Source organism: Methanobrevibacter millerae, assembly GCF_900103415.1.
Classification (GTDB): Archaea; Methanobacteriota; Methanobacteria; order Methanobacteriales; family Methanobacteriaceae; genus Methanocatella; species Methanocatella millerae.
In genome coordinates, this window is record NZ_FMXB01000013.1 from 16,363 (window position 1) to 40,776 (window position 24,414).

A 24,414-nucleotide genomic window follows, 5' to 3' on the forward strand; every position below is an offset into this window, starting at 1 on the left:
TTCATGATTTATGCTGTTGTGATGGCTGGAGGTAGAGGAACACGCCTTGAAACTCCAGTCGAAAAACCTCTTTTTAAATTACACAATAAACCATTGATTAAATACGTACTTGACAATATAAATTCATCTAAATTGATCGAAAAAACGATTATTGCAACGAGTCCAAACGCTCCCGAAACCGAGGAATACGTTAAGAAGTTAAACTATGAAATTCTCGATACTCCGGGCGTCGACTATCTGAATGATTTGTCCTTAATACTTAAAAGTTTCGAAAAAAAATCCACTGAAGACATTCTGCTTTTCATAAACGCCGATTTGCCATTCATCAAAGGTGAATGCATCGACTACATCCTGAAGCAGTATTTTAAAAGCGGAAAGGAGGCATTGTCAACCTTAATACCGGTAACTGTCTTCAACGATTTGGGTCTTAAATACGAATACGAATACCAGGGTCTCGTTCCCGTCGGCGTCAACGTCCTTAAAAGCATTGACAGGATTCAGGATGAGACGCAGCTCGTAATTGAAAAAGAGGAATTGGCATTTAATATCAATACCCTTCAGGATGCAAGTGTTGCTGACAAATATACTTTTAAATATAATGAATGCATATAGATAATATATAATTAAATTTAATATTTTTATCAGGTGATTTAATGGAAAACAAACAGATTCCTAAAAGAGAAGAAAAATTATGGAGCGAAATTAGAAACTACCAGGTGGCAACCAACAACGCACGTATCCTGGGCGTTTTGGATGAACTCATTATCAACGAAAAAACCGGTAAAATCGTTGATATCGCTATCCGTGTAGAAGCTGACCGCAATATCCACGTAAAAGGCGCCAAAAGAAACGGAGACCTGTTGCTTGTTCCTTTCGCAAAAGTGGAAAAAGTCGGCGAGTTCATTATCGTAACTGAATAATCCTTTCAGTTATACTCTTATTTTTTTCAAGCATTGATAAAACAATGTTATATTAACTTATTTATAGTTTGATTTATAAAAATTAATTAAAAAGATTTGGTGATAATGATGTTACTTGAAATTGAAAATTTAGCCGTTGAGGTAGGCGGAAAAAGAATTTTAAATGATATTAACCTTTCAATTGCTGAAGGTGAAACCCATGTTCTTCTAGGCCCGAACGGCGCAGGAAAAAGTACCTTATTCTTAACTATTCTAGGTTTCCCGCAATACGATGTCGTAAAGGGAAGCATAAAATTTAAAGGCCAGGACATTACCGGTCTTACAACTGCCGAAAGGGTTCAGCTGGGAATCGGCGTAAGCTTCCAGTCCCCTCCTTCAATAAGGGGTGTTTCTGTAAGGGATTTATTAAAAATCGAATCCCATCAGGACATGGATGAGGATTTAAACCCTAGGATGCAGGAACTTGCAAAGCAATTAAAGTTCAGCGACGAGTTTTTAGACAGAGATGTCAACTTCGGATTTTCAGGAGGGGAAGTCAAAAGGTCTGAGATTTTACAGCTTCTGGCACAGATGCCTGACTTTACTATGTTTGACGAGCCGGACTCAGGCGTTGACATTGAAAACGTAGAATTGTTAGCTTCTGAAATCGGAACTCTTTTAGACAAGGACAAGCCTCCGAGAAGCAGGAAAAGAAGCGGACTTTTAATTACTCACCTGGGATATATTTTAAACTTCGTAAGTGCCGATAAGGCTCACGTTCTGATGAACGGCGTCATTTCCTGTTCAGGTAACCCTACAGAGATTCTTGAAGATATTAGGAAAAATGGATTTAATGGATGTGTTGAGTGTGCGCAATGTTTATGAGGATGCCGAAAGGGCTATAAATAAGAAAGCTGCCATCGGGGCAGATGTCACTATTGAAAACTTCTCAGATGAAGCTGTTAACGCTTTGGACTTGCTTGATGATTTGGATGACGTTGACAAAAAGACCAAAAATACTCTTTTAAAAGTAGGTGTCGATACCGAAGAAAATAACCGTTCAGGTTCTTTTCTCCAAGTAGATCAGACCAACGTCTTTACCAACAACTCCATTTCCGACTCCATCGAGGTCATGGGAATGGCAGTTGCAATGGACAAGTACAAATGGCTTGAAGACTACCTGTGGAAGGTTGTAAAGCCTGACGCTGACAAGTACACTGCCAAAACCGCATTAAGGGAAAAGGAAACAGAAACCGTAAGCGGATACTTTGTAAGATCACTTCCGGGAACCAAAGAGGTAATGCCGGTTCAGGCCTGCATGTTCATAGGCGACGAAGCGGTAATGCAGACTGCACATAATGTCATAATTGCAGAGGAAAACTCTGAATTACATTTAATCACAGGCTGTGCAACGGGTGACGATATCGCATCAGCAATGCACGTCGGAGTCTCCGAGATGTATTTAAAGCCAAATTCAAAAATCACTTTTACCATGGTTCACAACTGGGCAGAGCAGGTTGAAGTAAGGCCAAGAACCGGAGTTAAACTGATGGATGATTCAACCTACATCAACAACTACATCCTGACCAGTCCGGTTTCAACCATTCAGTCCTATCCTACAGCATACTGTGACGGTAAAAACTCAAGGGCTATTTTCCAGTCAATTCAGGGCGGTAAAAAGGACTCAATTATTGATGTGGGATCACGTGTACTTTTAAACGCTCCTAACGCAAAGGGCGAGGTCATATCAAGGGCAGTCTCACAGGATGAGTCCAAAATCTATTCAAGGGGACACCTTTCCGGAACGGTTCCCGGAGTCAAGGGACACCTCGAATGTCACGGATTGGTATTATCCGACGACAGCATGATTTACGCTGTTCCTGAGTTAGAAGCAAGCTCAGCCAACCTTGAAATGTCTCACGAAGCGGCCGTAGGAAAGATTTCAGAAGACGAAATCAACTATCTCACCTCAAGGGGAATCTCAGAAGAGGATGCGGAGTCCATGATTGTAAGGGGCTTTTTAAACATGGACATTACCGGTTTGCCGGATGAACTGGCAGCTCAAACCCAAATGATGATTGATATGAGCGTAGATGGAATGTAATTCCATTTACAATTCTTTTTTTAAAACTTGTTTCATACTATATAAACTTTTTGACTTTTTTTTCTAAGTAACCTTTATATTAATTATAAATAAGTAATATATTATCAGTACATTTAATGTTATGCTGAGCTAGCTCATTAAAGTACATAAATTGTGAAATTAAGGCAAGCCTAAACATTTTGCCTTAAAAAAACGATTTTAAAATTTTTTAAAAAATTCTAAAATTGGTGTTTCGGAAAAGATATCTAGGGAATGTCTTTTTTGGAACTGAAAAAACAATAAAAAAATTTGATAGAGGAGGAAAAACTCTATGGCTGATGATGTAAAAATTGTAATGTTTTGTTGCAACTGGTGTTCCTATGGAGGAGCGGACACAGCAGGTACTGCACGTATGCAATACCCACCGAATATCAGAGTTATTCGTGTAATGTGTTCAGGAAGAATTGACCCACAATTTATCTTAAAAGCATTTAAAGAGGGTGCTGACGGTGTATTTGTAGCAGGATGTCACATGGGTGACTGCCACTATGACGCTGGTAACTACAAATTGGATCGTAGAATGAGATTAATTTATAAATTGGTTGAAGATATGGGAATTGGAAAAGAAAGAGTTCACCACGACTGGATTTCCGCATCCGAAGGTGAAAAGTTCTCTAAATCCGTTAACATGATGGTTAACAGAATTAAAGACTTAGGTCCAGCTCCATTAAAAGACCAATTAAACGCTGAAGGATAGATTGGAGGAGTTAAATATGGCAGATAAAGTAAAAATAGGAACTATGTGGTTTGGCGGTTGTTCCGGTTGCCACTTATCAATTGCAGATTTCCACGAATCCTTGATTGACGTAATGGAATTAGCAGAATTTGAATTCTCTCCAGTACTCATGGATACAAAATACGATGAAGTTCCTGAATTGGACATCATCATCGTAGAAGGTGGAATAAGAAACGACGAAAACAGAGAATTAGCTGAAATGTTAAACGAAAAAGCTAACATGGTTATTGCTTACGGAACTTGCGCATGTTACGGTGGTATTCCAGGTCTCGGTAACTTATGGACCGTTGATGACTTAACCCAAGAAGCATATGTTAACTCCGTATCTACTGTAAACCCAGAAGGTGTCATTCCTCACGAAGACGTACCTCACCTGGAAAGCAGAGTAAGGCCAATCGGTGAAGCTATGGACATTGACTTGATCATTCCAGGATGCCCACCACGTTCCGACGTTGTAGCTGAAGCAGTTCTTGCTTTATTAAACGGCGAAACAATTGAATTGCCTGCAACCAACTTATGTGAAGTATGTCCTAGAGAAAAACCACCGGCAGGTCTTGCTATGGACTTCATTAAAAGACAATTCGAAGTAGGTCTTCCAGAACCTGATTTATGTCTGATTTCCCAAGGTCTCGTATGTATGGGTCCTGCAACCGTATCCTTATGTGGTGCAGAATGTCCTTCCATTAACGTCCCATGTAGAGGATGTTACGGACCTACCTCAAAAGTATTAGACCAGGGTGCTAAAATGATCAGTGCTATCGCATCTGACTACGGTGTAAACGAAGATAAAACAGTAGATCCTGAAACTGTTGCTGACCAATTGGATGATATTGTAGGTACTTTCTACTCTTACACATTACCTGCAGCATTAGTACCAATGAAAATGCAAAAAGGAGGAGAATAAAATGGTTAAACTTACTATGGAACCTGTCACTCGTATTGAAGGACACGCAAAAATCACTGTCCATCTTGATGACGCAGGAAATGTTGAAGAAACAAGATTACACGTTATGGAATTCAGAGGTTTTGAAAAATTCTTAACAGGCCGTCCTGTAGAAGAATTGCCTAGATTAGTACCTCGTATCTGTGGTATCTGTGATGTACAGCACCACTTGGCAGCTGCAAAAGCGGTCGACCAGATTTTCGGATTCGACGATTACGAAATTTTACCTACCGCTTACAGGATGAGGGAAATCATGAACTGGGGTTCATACATGCACTCCCACGCACTTCACTTCTACTTCCTGGCTGCTCCGGATTTAATCATTCCTAACGGAACCAGAAAAACCAGAAACGTTTTCCAAGTCATTAAAGACATGCCTGAAATTGCGCTTCAAGCAATCAACATCAGAAGAAACGGTTTAGAAATGGTCAGAAAAATAGGCGGACGTCCTATTCACCCTACCTCATCCACCCCTGGTGGTATCTCAACCGAACTTGACGCTGACACTCAAAAAGACTTGCTTGAAAGAGCAAAACAAAACGTAGAATTAGCACAAGCTACTTTAGACTTAGCTATTCCTGTATTTGAAGAAAACATCGACTTAGTTGCTTCATTAGGTAACTTCGGCGACACAAGACACTGTGGTACCGTAAAACCTGATGGAACTTGGGATGTATATAACGGAAACATCAGATTCAGAGACAAAGACGGAAGCGAAATGTTTGAATACAGAAACGAAGAGTACACTGATTACGTTGCAGAACACGTAAAACCTTACTCCTGGTTGAAATTCCCATACATCAAAGACATGGGATACCCTGAAGGTATTTACAGAGTAGCACCGTTATCAAGAATCAACGTCTGTGATCAAATGCCTAAAGAAGCACCTTTAGCACAAGAAGCTCTCAAAGCATTCCGTGATGCTTTCGGTTATGCACAGGCACCTTTATTATTCAACTACGCTAGACTCATCGAACTTTTAGCATCAGCTGAATGTGCTGTTGCAGCACTCGAAGAAGATTTATCAGGCAAAAAATTCCCTGATGAATTAGAAAGAACCGAAGGTAAAGGTGTAGGTATTGTAGAAGCTCCTCGTGGTACTTTAATCCACCACTACGAGTCTGATGACAACGGATTATGTAACTACGCAAACATTGTTGTTGCTACAATCCAAAACAACCCAGCTATGGAAATGGGTATTCACCAAGTAGCTAAAGACTACATCAAACCTGGTGTAGAAGTGGATGACAGCATCTTCAACTTAATGGAAATGGTTATCAGAGCTTACGACCCATGTTTATCATGTGCTACCCACACAATGGATAGTCAAATGAGATTAGCTGAAGTAAATATTGTAGACAGTGAAGGAAACCTCATTAAAAGATTCTAGATTTAAGGGGGTTTTAGTAAATGATTATAATTAACGATGATGGCTGTATCAAATGTGGTGCATGTGAAGGCACATGTCCTACCGCAGCTATTGAATTAACGCCTACTACAATTATTCACTGTGACCTTTGTGGCGGAGAACCTAAATGTGCAGATGTCTGCCCTAACGCAGCGCTGAAAGTGGAAGATTACGAAATTGCTGATGGTGTCGAGCAAGCAAGATTAGTATTCAACTCAATTTTATGCGACTCATGCGGTAAATGTGCAGAAGTCTGTCCTCAGGAAACTCTCGTTGTCACAGAAGAAAAATTGAAAGAAGTAAAAGGTTTCTGTGTAATGTGTCAGAAATGTGTTGATATCTGTCCGGTAGATGTAATCGGTATTCCAGGCGTTGTCGAACCTAAAGAATACGATTTAGACCTCTCCGGTAAAGGTCCTGTATACATCGCTGATTGTGTAGGATGCGGATCCTGTGTAGACCCATGTCCGGTCGGCGCAATCACTCTCGAAGCTTACGGAACTCCTATTACCGTAGACGACGACAAATGTATCAGATGCGGATTATGTTCACAGACATGTCCTTGGAACAAAATCTTCATCTCCGAGAAAAAACCGGTCAAACGTGAAAAAGAAATCAAATCATTTAATTTCGCTGCTTCCAAGTGTATCGGATGTAACACCTGTATCGAAGCTTGTCCTGGTGACTTCATCAAACCAGTCGGCAAGGACTTGACCGTTCAGATTCCTGAAGCATGTGCAGCATGCAGTCTCTGTGTAAACCTCTGTCCTGTTGACGCATTGGATATTGAAGTCGAATGGGGTGAAGGCGCACCTGTAGACGCTGAAGGAATCGGCCGTGACGTTGAAAAATGTGACTTCATCGGTGCATGTGCAAACAAATGTCCAACTGAAGCTATTCGCGTTGTAACCAAAACAGGTATGCTCTGTCCTGCATTGGAAGAAACCGGCGGGGACCCATCTTTTGTCAGCTGTATCAGATGTGGTGCCTGTGCATCAGTTTGTTCCAACAACGCATTGAATGTGGGCTCTATTGAAATCACGATTGACGGCGAAGCTGTCATGAGAGACAGAATAGAATTCAACCCATCCAAATGTGACGCATGCGGTGACTGTATAAGTGCCTGTCCTTACGACATGCTCCACGAAACAGAAAATCCTAAATTACCAATTGCAGGATTCTGTACCCTTTGTGGTCAATGTATCGAAGCATGTCCTGAAGACGCATTATGTTACAAATAGGTGTATTAACACCTATTGCTTTTTCTTTTTTTTAAAAATCTTAGCTATTTTTGATGTAAATCTTCTCTTTTTTAATGGTATTATTGATTCTTTAAGGGACGGTTAATTAAAGTGATGGTTTTTTAGTTGTTTTTGATTATAAATCGTCATAAACGACGTTTCCATTTACAATCGTCATGACGGGAGCGCCTTCATATTCCCATCCGTCAAAGGGTGAGTACTCGGCTTTGGTTTTAAACGTTGAAATGTCGAATTTTCCTGTTTTTTTCAAGTCAACGACGGTAAAGTCGGCATCGTTTCCTACTTTTATTTCTCCTTTGCTTTTTAAACCGAATACTTTGGCGGCGTTTGCTGATAAAATCTTTTCAATCAACTCGAATTTTAGATTTCCTTTATTTACTTGCGTTAACAGCAGGCTTGCAACGGTTTCAAGGTTAGGAATTCCCGGTGATGAGGTGAAGACTCCTTTCTGTTTATCCTCTAAAGTGTGGGGCGCATGATCGGTTCCGATGATTGAATTTTCATCGATGTCTTTAATTCTTACACTTTTGTCTATGGGTCTTAAAGGCGGGTTGGTTTTTACCATTGTTCCATACTTTTCGAATGCCGAATTGTCAAGGAGCAGATGGTGGGGTGTAAACTCATAGCTTATATTGTTTTGACGTGCAATATTTAGGGCACTTTTGCTTGACAAGTGGCAAATGTGTAAACGTAGGTTGTTTTTCCTTGCAAGCTCAATCGTTTGCTTAACTGATTTATCTTCTGAGGTATATGGTCTGGCATAAGAATAGTCAATTGGCTCATTTGAATCTTCAAGTCTTTTACTTTCTTCCTGCACAATGCTTCTTTTCTCGCAGTGGGTTGCAACAAGGCCGTTATAGTCGCTTTCCTGCATTAAAACTCCCAGGTTGTGGAAAATCTCGGCCAATGACTCGTCCGTTTCAAGGTCCATGAAAACCTTAAATGAAATGGGGTTCAATTCCATCATTTTTTTCATTTCACTTAATTCATTGTGTCCCGCCTGAAGGTAAAAGTTGACGGCTGATTTTTTTGAAGCTATTTCCATTTTTTCCTTTAGCGCATTATATGTGTTTGTTTTGGGAAGGGTGTTTGGCATGTCGATTACAGTGGTAAAGCCTCCGTGTGCTGCAGCTTCGCTTCCTGTCCTGAAGTCTTCCTTTTGGGTAAGTCCCGGATCCCTGAAGTGAACGTGAGGATCGATGAAGCCCGGCAATAAATAATTTGACTTGATGTCAATTGTCTTATCTGCCTTAACCTTTTCCCTTGTTATTTCAACAATCTTTCCGTTATCTACGGCAATGTTGTATTCGCCGCTTTTTTCGCTTAACCTTGAGTTTTTAATCAGCAAGTCATACATAAGTAATTATTTAAATATCTTGACTTTTATATTTTCTATTATGTCTTGCGTATCTGAAATTCTTGAAAGGGATATGAATCTTTTTAATGAATATTTAAACACTGATGTCAAAAAAACCGAAGGGTCTGGCAATATCGATTTGGTGGCGGACTTTACCGAGTACAATCCGCTGCACAACGGCCATTATCACTGCATGAAGGTTGCAAGGGCCAAAGTTCCCGATTCATTATTCGTAGCTGTTGTTCCCGGTTTATTTGAGAGGAGTGGTAGGGGCATTCCCTATATATTGCCTCGTGAGTTAAGGGCTGAAATTGCGGTTTCATTAGGCGCTGACGTTGTCGTTGAAGGTCCTCCGATGGGCGTTATGGGTTCCGGACAGTATTCCCTGTGTTTGTGCAAGATGTTTCAGGCATTGAACACTGACTTTATCCCCCGAGGATACAATCCCGACGAGAACTTTACTGAAATTTTAAATAGGATTAATATGGGCCATCACATTGCGCCGAAGCCTTATAAAATCGTTGATAAAACCACCGGCGAGATTCTTTTAAAGGATAAGCTTAAAGAGGACAATTATGTCATAACCTCATTTTCAAATTCGTTATCTAAAATTGGATTTGACTATAAGGATAAATTCATTTTCGTTGAAAGGATTGAAGGCGTAAGCGGAACCCGAATCCGTGAGGCTGTAATGAGCGGAAACTTTGATGATGTTGCAGACATGATGCCTTCTAAAACCGTTGAGGTTTTATCTTCAAACAAGGATAAGATCATATTCGGCAAAAGGGATGAGGCAGCCATTCTTGAGAATGTGAATAATTTGGATTTATCGAAGTTGAATCTTTTTAATGAAAAATTAGCTATTGAGATTGAATCATTAAGGCCCTTTGATGATTTAAGTGATGTTTTAAATGCAATTCCCCAGGGCTTTTCAACCCATTTTAAGGAAAGGATTATAAGCGTTCTTGAAAATCCTGTAAAAAAAGAAGACGTGTCACTCTTTATAGACAAATACCCTTCACAAATCAGGGTACTTAAATATAAAGACAGTGACGTTTTAAGCTTGTTTAAAGAGAAAGTAAACACTGAGAATGTCTCAGTGTGCTAATGCGTTTATGAACTGGCCAGGATTTTTAAGTCCCATTACAGCATCGAAGAATGTTGGATAGGTAACGCTTAACCTAAATACGTATAGTATGTAGAAAATCACGACAATGATGACTATAACCAGAACTATTGTTAAAAGAATGTCTACAGCACCGTAAGGCTCTTTTTCATCCTTGTAGTCAATATTATGGATTGATTCCCTTTGGTTATAAAGGCCAGGGTTTTCTCTTCTTGCAAGCTCTTCGCGAACCCTTCTTTCTATTTCTTCTTCCTGTGAAAGAGGTCTTTGCTGAGCTGGAGCCTGCCTTGGAACTTCCTGATATTGTTGAACAGGTTCTTGGTATTGCGGTTCCGGCTGCGGAGGCCTTGGAGTGTATTCCTTTCTTGTAAGTGAGCCGTATTCTGCTTCGTCACGTGCCAGCTGTTCGTTTAGCGGCACTTCAGGTTCCTCATCAAAGTACAAATCGTCAAGGTATCTTTCGTACTTGTCTTCAAGTTCCTGCCTTGCTGAGGTTTCCGGAGGCTCGTAGGAGTGATCAGGATAGATGAACTCGTCGTTTTGTGGTTGTGGTTGTCTTTCGACATATTCTGGCCTTATTTCCTGGACAGGTTCAGGTTGGATGAATTCCTGTCTTACGTCTTCAACAGGACGCTCCGGGATGACTTTCTCTTCAGCGTATGCGGACTGCACTCCGCCTTCATACTGGATGCTGTCCTTGATGTTGTAAGGTGAATCGTCGGCAACCTTCTGGTTTGAGACCTGGACTTCTTCAGGAGTTCCCTTTGTGAGGCTTGCCATGTCAAGGTCGTCTTCACTCTCTGTTTCAACTCTAGGAGCTTCAGCCGTTTGAGGTTTTTCACTCTCTTGCACAATTCCAGTTCCCACAATCTTTTCCAGACACTCTTTACAGTACACGTTTCCAGCTAACTCTAATCCACACTCTTTACAGATGGATTTACCGCAAATTGCACAGGTATCTGTGCTTTCCCTACTCGGATGATAATAACATTCCATAATATTACTCTCTCTAAACAGTTAATATGATAGAATATTTGTAGTTTCAAGTTATATAATGTTTGTCTTTAATGGTCTTTTTTGATGGTGGTGATTTTTTCGGCTAAAATTTCACATGCTATCAAATCGTCAATTGTTGCCAAGGTGGTCTTGAGGGAATCGTTGTCGGTTTCGTATGTGATGGTGTTTTCGCTTAATTTTGAGCTTAGGAAGTTTTCATTGTCAACTTCCAGGGTTTCGTATATGATTTTTGCTTTTTTACTGCTTTTGAATTTTAATTGTGTTTTTGATTTGACTTTCATTGATTTTAGTTTTTGTATTTATTGGTTAATATAATTTTTAGAAATTTCTAAATGATGGGGTATAAAATATTAAAAAATAGAAAAGGAATAATGCTTAGCAATTCGCTAAACATCACTTATTCGAATGGTATTGTTGGAGCGAGGTGATATTCCCATTTGAAAGATAAATCCACGATTTCACCATCTTTTACGTCCTTTTTATATATGTATGAATCGTCATGGCATACCGTAGTCTTTTCATTAAGGATATCATCGCCGTTTATCTTGAAATTTGTGTAGTCAACGTAACTCGGTACGCGCTTTCCTGATATGTTGCGGATATCGGGGCCTCTTAGATAAACGGTTAATTCTCCGTCGTTGACGCATTTCAATTTGATGTCAAATGATTGGGCTTCCGTTCTTAAAACAGCACCTTTTCCTTCCTTCCATTCAAACCAGCCTGGAAAATCAACATCTACTTCATCGGGTGCATTTAGGATTTCAACTGTGGAATCTCTATTTCTGTTGTTTAGAAGGTCTATCCTTGCGCTGTCTGATGTCTTGTGGATGTTCACGTCAAAGTATCCTGCATGCAAATCGGCACAGGCATTGAAAATCTTTGAGCATTCCGGAGAGTAATTTTCCTTTATGAACATTTTGTATTCAAAGAAGTTGATTCCTGCCGGGAACATGTGCCAGGAAGTGCATAATGCATGGAAAAGGTCTTTGATATGATCTCTGGTGGTATCGTCAACTATAAATGCTCCGATATTGGACATGCTGTCGGTTTTTAAGATCCATTTTTCGTTGGAACGCACTGATCCGAACAGTAATCCGGTACAGAACTGCACTGAATCGATGTTCTTGAATTGTTTTCTGGAATATCTCAGCATGTTTAAGTGGATATCGTGAAGAATTACTACACAGCCGTCCTTAAGCTGAGGCAGAGTTGCTAAAAATGTTAAACATTCGCCGGGCATTACGTGGGTCGTATCGATTATTATGCAGTCGATATCTTCTCCGATTTCTTTGTAAACGTCCAGGTAATCGTATCCGTTGTACAGTTTCCAGTTTTCGGTGTTGTCAAGTTCTGAGGCCATAAAACCCGTCAGCTTTGTATTGTCTTTCCACCAGTATGTTGAAATGTCCACTGAAAAGAGCTTTGTATCTTTATCTTTCCATTTAAGGAGGTTGACAGTGTTTCCTCCTGATGCCACTCCTATTTCAACGATTTTTTTGGGGTTGTATGTTTCTATGAAATGTTTTAAAAACCAGATTTCATCTTCACTCATTTCTACAAGTGTCGTATTGTCATCTTCACTTATTTTTCCAGCTATCAATTCAATTTCGGTCATGTTTAATCACTTTAGCATTTAATGAAAGTAATTTTATAATTAATGGATATATATAACTTTTTAAATTATCTGTTTTTCAATGCATAAACGATGCTTAAAAGGATAATCGTGAAAAATATTGGGAATAAATAGGTTATTATGGTGAATTATGCATTTAAAGCTTTGTTTTAAAAAAAGAAAAAATAGATGTATTTAAAATACATCTAAGGTTTTATTGTTACTGTGTTTGCAATGTTTGCGCCATTATAACTTGATGTTATAATGTATTTTCCAGGCATTAAGTTAATGTTTAATGCAGCTATGCCGTCTTTGTCGGTAACTCTGTCATAGAACACACCGTTGATGTTGAAGGTTACGGTTTCACCAGGATATGGAGCGCCCGTGCCGTTAACAAGGGTTGCCTTGAATTTGGTTCCGTCCTTGTATCTCATGTCAATGTCCTTGGCTGAGAGAACCGGAAGAACGGTAATGTCGTTTGACACTCTGCATCCGTTGTACTCTGCAGTAATGATGTATTTTCCAGGTTCAAGGTTTAAGTTGAGCCTTGCAACGCCTGATGCATTGGTTTTTCTTTCATAAAAGACTCCGTTGATGTTGAATTTTACGGTTACGTCAGCACCGATAGGCTTTCCGTCATCGCCTAAAACTGTAACGTAGTACTGTGTTCCGTTTCTGTAGAACTTGGTAACGTCACTGTTGTTGACAAGTCTAGGTTTGATTGTAATGTTGTTTGCCGCATTTTCGCCTGTAATTGGGTTCATTGCAGTAATCACGTATGTGCCTGCTTCCAGATTGAGGTTCAGTCTTGCTACACCTAAGTTTCCGGATACCTTACGGTCATAGAGTACTCCGTTGATGTTGAACTGAACTGTAGTTCCGTCCGGGAGGTAGTTTCCTTTACTGTCGAGGAAAGTGGCGTAGTAAGGTTCTGGGCCTTTCTGGATTTTTGTTACGTCATCACCGAATACCGTTGCAAGAACGGTGATTTTTGAAGTCACGTTGACTGATTTGTGTTCAGCGTCTCCTGCGTAAATTACTTCGGCTGTGTAGTTGCCGCTTCCGAGATTGATGTTCATGCCTGCAATACCGCTTGCATTGGTTGTTCTGTTGTATGCTTTTCCGTTAAGGACAATCTGGATTGCAATGTTTTCCAATGGATTTCCGTCCTTATCGGTTACAGTAACTAGGAACCTGTCAGGGCTTCCGAAGTATTTGGTTAAATCAGGTGCTGAAATGACCAGATTGTCTGATTTGACGTTAATGATTCCTTCTGTTGAATTTGATGCGTAGTAGAAATCATCTTCGAAAGTAACCTTGAATGGATAGTCTCCAGCGGTTAAATTGGAAACCGTGAATGTGGCCTTTCCGTCAGTCAGGTTTTCAGTGTATGTTTTATTGTTGATTGTTAAAGTTACTTTTCCGTTTGGAGCGGTTGCGGTAACGTTGAATACAGCATCTTCGTCTTCCGTGATGTTATTCGTTTCAACGGTAATTGCGTTGTCCTTTTTGGTCACTTTGAACGTTGCGTTTGCAGAGCTTTCGAGGTAGTTGTCCTTAGCGTCTTTATATGTTGTGGTAACTGTGTATGAACCTTCAGGAATCCGGATTAAGTCAAGGGTTGCCTTGCCGTCGGTTAAGTTAACGGTAAATTCCTCTTCGTTTACTTTGAATGTGACGGCGCCTTCAGTTGCGTTAACTCTGGCAGTAATCGTCAGGTTGTCGCCTGCATTCAAGTCAGCTATTCCGTCTAATTTCGTTTCGGTAGCTACCTGGTTGATTGTAATGTTGTTTTTGACAATTTGGCCTGAAGCACGGTTGTAACTTCTAATTGTGTATGTGCCGTGGTCTACATCGATTACTGCTGTTGCAACTCCGTCATCACCGACTAATGCTGTGAATACTTCATTTTCAATGAAGAATGAAACATTTGTTCCTTTTGCCCGTGGGTTTCCTTCTGTGTCGAGGAATCTGGCTGTGAACGTTGCGTTGTTGTAGTCTGCAATAACATCTTCAGCTTCAAGGGTTGTTAGAATTGTAACGGTTATTGTCGTGTTTGAAGCTTCGTATTCGTCGTCTCCCGCAAAGGATAGGAATACCTCAAAGATGCCCACTTCAAATCCGTAAACCTCTTTGGTTATTTGTCCTTTTTCATCTGTAAAGTCGGTGGCATTTCCTGAGCTGGTGGTGAAATTGATTTCTTTTCCGGCTATGCCTTTTGATTTGCTGTCAGTCAGTGTTATGGTCAGGTTTTTGATTGCGCCATAATACATCGTGACGTTTTCTGCAGTCAATACGGTTGCTTTTTTCGTTGCTTCAAAGGTTGCGTTTGCAGAGCTTTCAAGGTAGTTTTCGTTAGCGTCCTTGTATGTGACTGTAACCGTGTATGTGCCTTCCTTAGGAACAGCGTATTCTAAGGTTGCTTTGCCTTCAGTCAGGTTTACGGTGGTTTCGTCGCCGTTTATGTTAAAGATCACGCTTCCTTCTGTAGCATTGACCTCAGCTATAAATGTGAGGTTGTCTTTAACGTTAACGTCTTTTGCGCCGGTTAAGGTCGTTTCAGTTGCAACCTGATTGATTGTAATTGTGTTTTTGGTGTATTCTGAAGTGACATCGTTTATGATGAGTACTGTGTATGTGCCGTGGTTTTTGTCAATTGTTAGTGTTGCGATTCCGTTTTCTCCAATATTTGTTGGATATTCATAGTTTTCGATGTAGAAGCTGACGTTTGTTCCTTTTGCCAGTGGGTTTCCTTCGGTGTCGAGGAATCTTGCTGTGAACGTTGCGTTGTTGTAGTCTGCGGTCAGGTTGTCTGATTCGATTGTTGTTTTGGCTGTGATTGTTATGGTTGTGTTTGATGGTTTGTATTCGTCGTCGCCTTCGAAGGTCATGTTTACTTCAAACACTCCTACAGTGTAAGAATTAATCGGCAGGATTATTTGGCCGTTTTCATCTGTAGTATTGGTAATGTTTTCGAAAGCAGTGCAAATTTTGATTTCTTTTCTGGCTATGCCTTTTGATTCGCTGTCAATCAATGTTACTGTCAGGTTTTTGCTTCCAGCAAAATAGATTGTGATGTTTTCAGCAGTCAGAACAGTTTCTTTTTTGCTTACTTTAAAGGTTGCGTTTGCAGAGCTTGTAAGGTAGTTGTCATCAGCGTCCTTGTATGTTGCAGTAACAGTGTATGGGCCTTCACTTAAATCATTCAGTTCTAAGGTTGCTTCTCCACGGGTTAAATTAACTGCACTTTCTTGGCCGTTAACGTTGAAAACTACGATTCCTTCAGTTGTGTTCACACTTGCAACGATTGTTAGGTTGTCTCCAACATAAATGTCTTTAATTCCGCTTAAGATGATTTCGGTTTCAACCTGGCTGATTGTGATTGTGTTTTCTTTTGTTTCACCGGTAATCGGGTTACCGCTGGTTATTGTGTATGTGCCGTGGTTTTTATCAATCGTTAGCGTTGCAATTCCGTTTTCTGTAACGTTTACTGTATAGTAATCGTTTTCAATGAGGAAACTTACGTTTGTTCCTTTTGGCAGAGGGTTTCCTTCACTGTCGAGGAATCTTGCAGTAAATATTGTGTTGTTGTAGTCTGCAGTAACGTTATCAGCTTCAATCGTATTTAGGATTGTGATTGTTGCGGTTGTGTTTGCAGCCTCGTATTCGTCGTCGCCTTCGAATGTAATGTTCACTTCAAATGCGCCCACTACTGTAGCGTAAATTGGAAGGATTATTTGGCCGTTTTCATCTGTAGTATTTGTAATGTTTCCGAAATCCGTGTAAATAGTGATTTCTTTTCCGGCTATGCCTTTTGATTTGCTGTCAGTCAATGTTACGGTAAAGTTATTGTCTGATGCGAAATATGCTGTGACATTATCTGCGGTCAGTACTGCAATTTTCTTGGTCACTTTAAATGATGTGCTCGCATTGCTTGTGAGGTAGTTTTCCTTTTCATCAACGTATGTTGCAGTAACCGTGTATGGACCTTCTTCCAAGTCATTCAGTTCTAAGGTTGCTTCACCGCGAGTTAAATTGACAACAGTTTCTGCACCGTTAATGCTGAAAATTACACTTCCTTCAGTTGCGTTTACGCTTGCAACTGCAGTGAGGTTGTTTCCTATTTCAATATCGCTTATACCGCTTAATATTGTTTCAGTTGCAACCTGATTGATTGTGATATTGTTGTCTTCAGTTTCCTGGGTAACTGTGTTGACGCTTGTTATGGTGTATTCGCCATGATCTTTATCAATCGTTAATGTTGCAACACCGTTTGAATCAACATTTACATTGTAGGTGTCGTCACCGATTGTAAATACGACAGGTGTGTCTTTAGGCAGTGGAACACCGTTTACGTCCACAAATCTGGCGGTGAATGTTGCGTTGTTGTAGTCTGCGGTTAAATCATCTGCTTCAATTGTGCTTTTGACAGTGACTGTGGCGGTTGTGTTTGATGGCTCGTATTCGTCGTCGCCTTCATAATATGCATATATGGCATAAGTATCTATTGCATTAGCAAATATTGTCATGTTTACTTGGCCGTTGCCGTCTGTAGCTTGGGTATCAACTATAACGCTGTGGATAATTTTAATGTCTTTTCTAACTAATGCTTTTGATGAGCTGTCTGTCAATGTTATGGTCAAGATTCCCTCTCCGCCAAGATATAAAGTTAAATCATTGGCAGTCAGGACTGTTGCGGTTTTGGTCACTTCAAAGCTTGCGCTTGCAGAGCTTGTGATATAGTTGCCGTTAGGGTCATTGTAAGTTGCAGTGACTGTGTAATTGCCTTTGGTCAGGTCGGTTAAGTTCATTGTAGCTTTTCCGTCCGTTAAGTTTACGGTCGTATTTTGGCCGTTGACATTAAATATCACTAAACCTTCAGTCGCATTGACTTCAGCAATTAAAGTGACTTGAGTTCCCGCAGTCACGTTTTGAGCGCCGGTCAATGTTGTGACAGTTGCCACAGGATTGATTTTAAGCTTGTTTTCTTTTCTTTCGCCGGTTACAGTGTTTGTAATTATAATAGTGTAGTTTCCGGCATTTTTGTTAATGTCTATTGTTGCAACACCGTTTTCTCCAACCTGTGTTCTGTATGCATCGTTATCGATTGCAAATGAAACGTATTCTCCTTTAGCCAATGGATTTCCCTGTGAGTCAAAGAATTTGGCTGAATAGGTTACGTCTCCATAGTCTGCAGTCAAGTCTTCGGATTCGATACTTGATTTGACTGTAACAGTTGCAGTGGCAGTGGAATTGAGAAGGAGTCTGTCATAACCAGGGAATACCGCTTTAATTTCACATGTGCCAACATCCAGGTTTTCAACTACAACATATACTTTACCTTCTTCGTCGGTGCTTAAGTTTAAGTTCCCATAGATTGAATAAATTTGAATATCCCAATATTCCAGAGGAGTGTTGTTATAATCAAGCAAGGTGAAGACGACTTCTCCTTTTTCGCCTACATTAATTGTGATGTCCGTTGTGTTTATTGAAGTTGGAGTTATAAGCACTGTGAATTTATCGCTTGCAGAACTTCCCAGGTAGTTGGTACCTTCGTTATATTGTGCAGTGACAGTATATTCTCCTGCAAGGAATCCCATTGGGATGCGTAATGTTGCTGTGCCGTCAACCACTTCTCTTGTTCTTGAGTCGGTTCCAATGGAGAATGTAACGTTACCTTCGGTTACATTAACTTTTGCAGTAATAATTATGTCTTCCAAGGTATGTAATTCCTTAACTAGGTTTAATTCGGTTTTGGTTGCTGCCTTGTTGATTTTCACGGTTGATGTTGTACTTGCCATATCATGTTCTGCATTTCCTGTGAATGTTGCGGTTGCAGTATACGTATTTGCATCAACGCCTCCTAAATCAAGAGTTACCTGACCTTTTGAATCACTTGTTGAGGCATAATCTTCGTTATTCAAATTGATTGTTATTGGAACTCCGCTTATGGCTTTGGAACTGCCGTCAACTAATGTTGCTGTTAGTTTGCCTGAATCACCATAAGTTATTGTAACATCGTTCATTGTAAGTTTAACGGTTGGATCTACGGTTTCGTAGATGTTATTGTTGATGTTTTGATTTTCTCCATCCCATCTGATGGAGTTGTCTCCTGATTTACTGTTAATCAATTTATTTTCTGTTATGGTTGGACTATTTCCGCTTCCATACATTGCAGTACCTGTTCTGGCGGTATTTCCTCTGAATGTATTTTTGGTTATTTTTGCGTTAGCCCCTTCCCATTTTAAAGATCCTCCGACTGCATTGCTTCCGTTGTTATTGATGAAAATGTTGTTTGTGGCTGTTACATCAGATCCTTTTGTATAAATGGCCGCTCCACCTTTTTCTGCGAAGTTATACTTGAAGCTATTGTCGCTCATAGTGCTTTTATCACCGTTTGAACTTATCGCACCGCCCAGGTTTGAGGTAGCCGTGTTTTCTATGAACTCATTGTTTTTTATTGTTGAGGTGCCTTCAATGCTTATTGCTCCACCGCTGGTAGCAGCAGTGTTTTTTGTAAAGTTATTGTTGGTGATTTGAGCATTGGAACCGCTTAAATAGATTGCGCCACCGTATTTTCCTTTTCCGTTTTTAAATTCATTATCATCAATTGATGCTTTGTTTCCAATCAGGTAGAGTGCACCGCCGTTACCGTTCAGCACTTCATTGCTGTCGAAAGTGTTTTTGGAAATGATTGTATCGTTTCCGTTTGAATAAATCGCTCCACCGATACGGTTTGATTTGGTATTAGTGAATGAATTTTCAGTTATTTTGTTGTTGTTACCGTTGATTGTGATTGCTCCTCCGGATTGGTCATTGGCTGTTGCATTATCGATGGTGTTTTTGCTGATGGTATTTGAATTACCGTCGATATACATGGCTCCTCCGCTGCCTTTTGCTTTGGTGTTTTTAATTGTATTTTCACTTATTTTGGCGTTATTACCAATTAAGCGTATTGCGCCTGCATTGTCTTTTGTAATTTCTGTTTTATCAAATTCGTTATTGATGATATTCGCATAATCTCCTTCCATGTATATTGCTCCACCGGTTGTTGGCGCAATTGTGTTTTGGAATTTGTTGTTGGAGATTATTGCGTTTTTTCCTTCAGCATAGATTGCTCCGCCGCTTCTTGCTGCAGTACTGTCTATGAACTCATTATTTATAATTACGGTATCTGAACCATGAGTGGTGATTGTTCCTCCGGATCCCCCCGTTTGTTCATTTTTGTTGGTTGCCACATGGCTTCTGAATGTGTTTCCGCTTATGGTAGCTTTGTTGGCTGCTACAAACATTGCTCCTCCACTGACATCAGCGGAATTGCTGCCAAATGTGTTGTTGATGATGTCTGCTGAAACTGCGGAATCGCCTCCTGCCCATCTTAGCGCTCCACCAAGTTCTGATGCGTAATTTTCATAGAATTCATTACCGATGATTTGAGTTTCCTTACAGTAGATACTGATTGCACCACCGTATGTTGCTTTATTAAGATAAAACCTGTTGTTTATGACAGTATTGTTTATTCCAGGAATACTGTAGTCTTCAGTAAATACGTATCCTTCAAGATCGATTGCTCCGCCGTCTCTTCCTGCTCTGTTGTTTGAGAAAGCGTTGTTATAGATGTAGGTATGGTTACCTAGTGAAATCATTCCTCCTCCAAGGTTTACTTCAGCAACATTGTTATAGAAATAATTGCCAGTAATAATTGACCTGTTTCCTTCTATACGGAATCCTCCGCCGCTGCTGTTTGCGTAGTTTGAAATGAAATCGTTTCCGGTAATGGCATTATCATTACCTATTATCAACATTCCTCCGCCGATGTTATATGCGCGATTATTTTCAAAGTTGTTGTTGGCTATCTGGAAATTGTTACCGTCAATACGGATTGCTCCGCCGCTGCTTGGTGCAGTATTGGCGGAAAATTTGGAGTCTATTATTGTGCCGTAATCTCCTGTCCAGTAGATTGCTCCGCTGATATACTGTGTAGCAACATTGTTTTCAAAGGTACAGTTATTTATGGTACCGTAATTTCCTGCCCATGAAATCGCTCCGCTGTTGGCGGCCTTACCGTTTATAAAATTCAGATTCTTTAGGGTAACGTTGTCTGCATTAATATAGAGTATTGTTCCCACATAATTTCCGTCTAAAGTCTTACCATTACCGTCTAAAGTAAGACTATTCTTGATTGTCAATGAGTAGGGGTTGGATTCGTCATTCGTATAACTTTCATTTAATACGATGACAGCTCCTTCTCCTGCGTCATTAATCGTTTGCTGCAAATCCTTAAAAGTCAAAGAATTAGGATTTGCACTAATTATATCGTTATTTTCTGCACTCATAGTTTCATTGTCAAAATCACTCGCCGATACGAATGATAATGATAAGAAAAATACTATGAATAGAATTGAAATAAATTTATATTTATTTTTCATATATAATTCACCATTATTATTTATCTGATTTGAATTTTAAATATATTTTCATTTGATTTGGTGCTTTTGGTGAATTATTTTTTTGAAAAGAATTTATTTTCAATTGTAAAGTTATATTTTTATTAAATATTGTTCAGTGAAAAAAGAGAAAAATAGATGTTTTAAAAACATCTATGGGCTAATAATTATTTTATTTGAAATGCTTGCACCATTATAAGTTGAAGTTATGATGTATTCGCCGGGCATCAGGTTAATGTTCAGGCTTGCAAATCCTGTTTCATTGGTTGTTCTTATGTAGAACACTCCATTCACATTGAATTCAATGTTCTGTTTGGCATAAGCATTGCCTGTACCGTCAACAAGCTTAACTATGAATTTGGTGCCGTCCTTGTAGTTCATTTTCACATTTTTGGCAGATAATACTGGTAATACCTTGATTTTATTTGAAACAAGGCAGTTTTTGTAGTTTACCGTGATGACGTAATCTCCTGGAGCTAGATTGATGTTAAGCCTTGCAACTCCATCTTCATTGGTCTTTCGCTGATAGAACACTCCATTTATGTTGAATGTTACTTCCTGACCTGCCTTTACAGGATTTCCCTTGTCGTCAAGCAATGTAACGTAATACTGGGAGTCGTTTCTGTAGTATTTGACCAAATCATTGTTGTTAACAATTCTTGGAATGACTGTAATTGTGTTTGAGTGCTGTTCATTGTTTACAGGATTGATTGCCGTTAGGATATATTCTCCCTGATCCAGATTGATGTTTAGCCTTGCCAGACCTTCATCATTAAGGATTTGCCTTTCATAGAACACTCCATTTATGTTGAACTTGATTGTTGTTCCTTCCTCCAGATAATCTCCATTTGTGTCTCTGAATGTGGCATAGTATTGTGTGCCGTTTCTGTGGATTTTGGTAATGTCTGAGCCTTCAATTGTGGATTTGATTTCGATAGTTACGTTTTCCGTCAGGTTATATTTTGAAGCGACAATGTTTGCAGTATAGTTTCCGGAGTTCAAGTTAACTGCTATTGAAGCTTCTCCCTTATCGTTGGTTGTCCTGACCATTTTCTGGCCGTTAATGATGATAGTAATATTAACATTAGGCACGGGGGACTTGTTGTCATCAATTATGAGCATTTCCAGCCTTTCAGGACCTTTATAGTATTTTGTAAGATTATCTGTAAGCAGGTATACCTCTTCATACTCCATGACGCTGAATATGATGTCCTCGGAATCAGATCCCAAGTGGTTCTTGTCTCCAAGGTAGGTTGCCCTTGCAAAGTACCTTCCAGGCTGAAGGTCATAAATGTAAAGATTTGCTTCGCCGTTTTTGACTTCTACTTCGTAATTGTCATTGTCTTTTGTGAAAATGACTTTTCCTGAAGCGGTTGTTGAGTTGATTTTTGCCTTTATGGCAGCCACATCCGCACCGGTTGTTGCGCTTATTGTCGTTTGTGAAGCAATCGGATTAATTTGAACATTATTTGATATTTTTTCATTGTTTACAGGATTGATTGCAGTGATTATATAATTTCCGCAGTCCAAATCAACATTTAATGTTGCAAGACCGTTGCTGTTGGTCGTTGATTTGTATGGGTTGCCGTTAATGTTGAATTCAACCTGTCTGTCAGGCAAGGGATTGCCGTTTGTATTTAAAAATCTTGCACTGTATTGGGTGTTTTTATACTCTCCCTGTGCATCGTTTCCGCTAATTGTTGATTTAACGTTTACTCTAACGTCTTTTTCTTTACTATATTTGTTTACAGTAATCTTTGTCGGGTATTGTCCGGGATTCAAGTTGATTCCCATTGATATTTTTCCTTCAATGTCGGTTGTTCTGGTGTTGGAAACTCCATTAATGTAAATGATTACATCAACATTGCTTATTCCGACATTGTTTTTGTCTAAAACGGCAATTTCCAGTCTTTCAGAGCCTCCATAATATTTATCCAAACCGTTACATGAAATTGTTACAACGCTGTCATCAATAGGTGTGCCCTGTTTGTAGACATTGTTTGTGATTCGGGCATCGCCGCTGTTCCATCTGATGCAATTGTCGCTTTCCTTGCTGTTATAGAATGTGTTTGAACTTACGGTTGCACCGGATCCGTCACCGTAAATGATATTTCCGCTTGTAACTCTGTTCCCGCTGAATATGTTTCCGGTTATTGAAGCACCGCTTCCTTCCCATCTGATTGCTCCGGCACCGCTTGCACTGTTTTCTACAAAGCGATTGTTGGTTGCCTGTCCGTTCGGTCCGTCAAAGTAGAATGCTCCCCCGTTTTTGGCAGCGCTATTTTGCGTAAATGAATTGTCGATTAACTTATTGTCGCTTCCTGTTGTATAGATTGCTCCACCGTATCCCTGGGCTGAATTTCTTGTAAATGAATTTGAAATCACTTGGAAATTGTTACCGTTAAGCATTAAAGCTCCTGAAGATGTTGTCTGTGCGGTGTTTCCTGTAAACTGATTGTATTTTAAAACTGCATCATGGCCGTTCCAAAAGAGTGCGCCGGCATTGTTGCCTGCTCTGTTGTTTGAGAAAACGTTATTGGTTGCAGTTCCCTTGTTTCCGTTCCATCTCATGGCACCTCCGGTATTTGCATAATTGCTGGTCAATGTGTTCTGGTAAAATTCAACACCGTCACATTTGAGGTATATTGCTCCTCCGCTTCCTGTTGCCTGATTATTTGAAAATGTGTTTCCATAAACTTTGCTGTTCGCTCCGTCAAAGTAGAGTGCTCCTCCGCTTTCACCTACGGTATTTCCTGTAAAGACGTTGTTGGATAATGTTCCGTAAGCTCCGGACCAGCCAACTCCACCTCCGCAGGTATTTGCCTTGTTGTTGGTGAATTGGTTGTCTGTTATTATAATGTTGGTTGACTTGGCGCTGACATAGATTCCACCGCCGCTTTGCTTGGTGGCGGAATTTCCATTAAACTGATTGTTTCTTATAATTCCGTTCGGAGCATCCCAGTATACGGCACCACCGATTTCACTTCCCGTATTTGAGATGAACTGATTGTTTTCTAAAATTCCATTGCTTCCTCTCCAGAGGATGGCTCCTCCGCCGTTTGAGTTTCCATTGATGAAGTTCAGATTTTTAATTACAATGTTGTCTGCACCCTCATTAATGAAAAATATCCTTGCTGAATTTTTTGCATCAATCGTGTGACCATTGCCGTCTATTGTCACACTTTTGGTTGTTGAATAGATTGCAATGCCGTTTGTTGGATCATCTTCGCTCCATTCATAATCACATTCCAGTACTATCGTCTCTCCGTTCTCAGCTGACCAGATTTCGCTTTGAAGATTTCCAAAACTTTGCTTTTCAGTTGACAGCATTGTTTGATTATCGCTATCTGCCGCTGATACAATGGATAATGAAATAAAAAATACTAGAAAAATCAATATTGCGAAATTAAACTTCCTCTTCATTATTTCACCTTAATCTAATTTTTAGATTAGGAGTTTAAATA

Annotated in this window: 15 protein-coding genes; 9 read left to right on the forward strand and 6 right to left on the reverse strand. The window is 39.9% G+C overall.

Annotated features, from left to right (window positions below):
- Positions 1-3 precede the first annotated feature (3 nt).
- From F3G70_RS08125 to F3G70_RS08160, 8 genes are all read left to right on the forward strand, one after another.
- The gene (locus tag F3G70_RS08125) at positions 4-612 is read left to right on the forward strand and encodes an NTP transferase domain-containing protein (protein WP_149732210.1); all 609 of its coding nucleotides are present in this window, start codon (positions 4-6) and stop codon (positions 610-612) included.
- 41 nt (positions 613-653) lie between these two features.
- Positions 654-920 (forward strand): PRC-barrel domain-containing protein, encoded by a 267-nt coding sequence (locus F3G70_RS08130; RefSeq protein ID WP_058739988.1) that lies wholly within the window; start codon positions 654-656, stop codon positions 918-920.
- A gap of 108 nt (positions 921-1,028) precedes the next feature.
- Positions 1,029-1,784, forward strand: a complete 756-nt coding sequence (locus tag F3G70_RS08135) for an ABC transporter ATP-binding protein (protein ID WP_149732211.1) — start codon at positions 1,029-1,031, stop codon at positions 1,782-1,784.
- On the forward strand, positions 1,753-3,003 hold the full coding sequence (locus F3G70_RS08140; protein WP_149732212.1) for a SufB/SufD family protein: 1,251 nt from the start codon (positions 1,753-1,755) through the stop codon (positions 3,001-3,003). The genes F3G70_RS08135 and F3G70_RS08140 overlap by 32 nt, the downstream gene beginning before the upstream one ends.
- Before the next feature lie 310 nt (positions 3,004-3,313).
- Positions 3,314-3,739, forward strand: a complete 426-nt coding sequence (locus F3G70_RS08145; RefSeq protein ID WP_149732213.1) for a hydrogenase iron-sulfur subunit — start codon at positions 3,314-3,316, stop codon at positions 3,737-3,739.
- 16 nt (positions 3,740-3,755) lie between these two features.
- Entirely contained in the window at positions 3,756-4,682 is a 927-nt protein-coding gene (locus F3G70_RS08150; RefSeq protein ID WP_149732214.1) for an NADH-quinone oxidoreductase subunit B family protein, read from the forward strand.
- Between the two features lies 1 nt (position 4,683).
- A complete protein-coding gene (locus F3G70_RS08155) occupies positions 4,684-6,111 on the forward strand; it encodes a Ni/Fe hydrogenase subunit alpha (protein ID WP_149732215.1) in 1,428 nt (475 codons plus the stop codon).
- Positions 6,112-6,131: 20 nt separating this feature from the next.
- Positions 6,132-7,370 carry a 4Fe-4S binding protein gene (locus tag F3G70_RS08160; RefSeq protein WP_149732216.1) on the forward strand — a complete coding sequence of 413 codons (1,239 nt, stop codon included), beginning with the start codon at positions 6,132-6,134 and terminating at the stop codon, positions 7,368-7,370.
- A 136-nt stretch (positions 7,371-7,506) separates the two neighbouring features.
- On the opposite strand, the gene F3G70_RS08165 is transcribed toward F3G70_RS08160, so the two are convergent.
- Positions 7,507-8,748, reverse strand: coding sequence for a dihydroorotase (locus tag F3G70_RS08165; RefSeq protein WP_149732217.1), 1,242 nt, complete (start codon positions 8,746-8,748; stop codon positions 7,507-7,509).
- A 40-nt stretch (positions 8,749-8,788) separates the two neighbouring features.
- Between F3G70_RS08165 and F3G70_RS08170 the strand changes: the two genes are divergently transcribed.
- Positions 8,789-9,856, forward strand: coding sequence for a nucleotidyltransferase family protein (locus tag F3G70_RS08170; RefSeq protein WP_149732218.1), 1,068 nt, complete (start codon positions 8,789-8,791; stop codon positions 9,854-9,856).
- On the opposite strand, the gene F3G70_RS08175 is transcribed toward F3G70_RS08170, so the two are convergent.
- The 5 genes from F3G70_RS08175 to F3G70_RS08195 form a co-directional block, all read right to left on the reverse strand.
- The gene (locus F3G70_RS08175; RefSeq protein ID WP_149732219.1) at positions 9,845-10,870 is read right to left on the reverse strand and encodes an ATPase; all 1,026 of its coding nucleotides are present in this window, start codon (positions 10,868-10,870) and stop codon (positions 9,845-9,847) included. The genes F3G70_RS08170 and F3G70_RS08175 overlap by 12 nt on opposite strands.
- A 68-nt stretch (positions 10,871-10,938) precedes the next feature.
- On the reverse strand, positions 10,939-11,172 hold the full coding sequence (locus tag F3G70_RS08180) for a KEOPS complex subunit Pcc1 (RefSeq protein ID WP_149732220.1): 234 nt from the start codon (positions 11,170-11,172) through the stop codon (positions 10,939-10,941).
- A 116-nt stretch (positions 11,173-11,288) separates the two neighbouring features.
- A complete protein-coding gene (locus F3G70_RS08185) occupies positions 11,289-12,506 on the reverse strand; it encodes a class I SAM-dependent methyltransferase (protein ID WP_149732221.1) in 1,218 nt (405 codons plus the stop codon).
- A gap of 203 nt (positions 12,507-12,709) precedes the next feature.
- On the reverse strand, positions 12,710-20,932 hold the full coding sequence (locus tag F3G70_RS08190; protein WP_149732222.1) for an Ig-like domain repeat protein: 8,223 nt from the start codon (positions 20,930-20,932) through the stop codon (positions 12,710-12,712).
- Positions 20,933-21,103: 171 nt separating this feature from the next.
- On the reverse strand, positions 21,104-24,373 hold the full coding sequence (locus F3G70_RS08195; protein WP_149732223.1) for a right-handed parallel beta-helix repeat-containing protein: 3,270 nt from the start codon (positions 24,371-24,373) through the stop codon (positions 21,104-21,106).
- Between the last annotated feature and the right edge of the window lie 41 nt (positions 24,374-24,414).

Bases quoted from the DNA above. Each gene is read 5' to 3' on its own strand.
- F3G70_RS08125 (WP_149732210.1), top strand. From the start codon at position 4: ATGATTTATGCTGTTGTGATGGCTGGAGGTAGAGGAACACGCCTTGAA.
- F3G70_RS08130 (WP_058739988.1), top strand. From the start codon at position 654: ATGGAAAACAAACAGATTCCTAAAAGAGAAGAAAAATTATGGAGCGAA.
- F3G70_RS08135 (WP_149732211.1), top strand. From the start codon at position 1,029: ATGTTACTTGAAATTGAAAATTTAGCCGTTGAGGTAGGCGGAAAAAGA.
- F3G70_RS08140 (WP_149732212.1), top strand. From the start codon at position 1,753: ATGGATGTGTTGAGTGTGCGCAATGTTTATGAGGATGCCGAAAGGGCT.
- F3G70_RS08145 (WP_149732213.1), top strand. From the start codon at position 3,314: ATGGCTGATGATGTAAAAATTGTAATGTTTTGTTGCAACTGGTGTTCC.
- F3G70_RS08150 (WP_149732214.1), top strand. From the start codon at position 3,756: ATGGCAGATAAAGTAAAAATAGGAACTATGTGGTTTGGCGGTTGTTCC.
- F3G70_RS08155 (WP_149732215.1), top strand. From the start codon at position 4,684: ATGGTTAAACTTACTATGGAACCTGTCACTCGTATTGAAGGACACGCA.
- F3G70_RS08160 (WP_149732216.1), top strand. From the start codon at position 6,132: ATGATTATAATTAACGATGATGGCTGTATCAAATGTGGTGCATGTGAA.
- F3G70_RS08165 (WP_149732217.1), bottom strand. From the start codon at position 8,748: ATGTATGACTTGCTGATTAAAAACTCAAGGTTAAGCGAAAAAAGCGGC.
- F3G70_RS08170 (WP_149732218.1), top strand. From the start codon at position 8,789: ATGTCTTGCGTATCTGAAATTCTTGAAAGGGATATGAATCTTTTTAAT.
- F3G70_RS08175 (WP_149732219.1), bottom strand. From the start codon at position 10,870: ATGGAATGTTATTATCATCCGAGTAGGGAAAGCACAGATACCTGTGCA.
- F3G70_RS08180 (WP_149732220.1), bottom strand. From the start codon at position 11,172: ATGAAAGTCAAATCAAAAACACAATTAAAATTCAAAAGCAGTAAAAAA.
- F3G70_RS08185 (WP_149732221.1), bottom strand. From the start codon at position 12,506: ATGACCGAAATTGAATTGATAGCTGGAAAAATAAGTGAAGATGACAAT.
- F3G70_RS08190 (WP_149732222.1), bottom strand. From the start codon at position 20,932: ATGAAAAATAAATATAAATTTATTTCAATTCTATTCATAGTATTTTTC.
- F3G70_RS08195 (WP_149732223.1), bottom strand. From the start codon at position 24,373: ATGAAGAGGAAGTTTAATTTCGCAATATTGATTTTTCTAGTATTTTTT.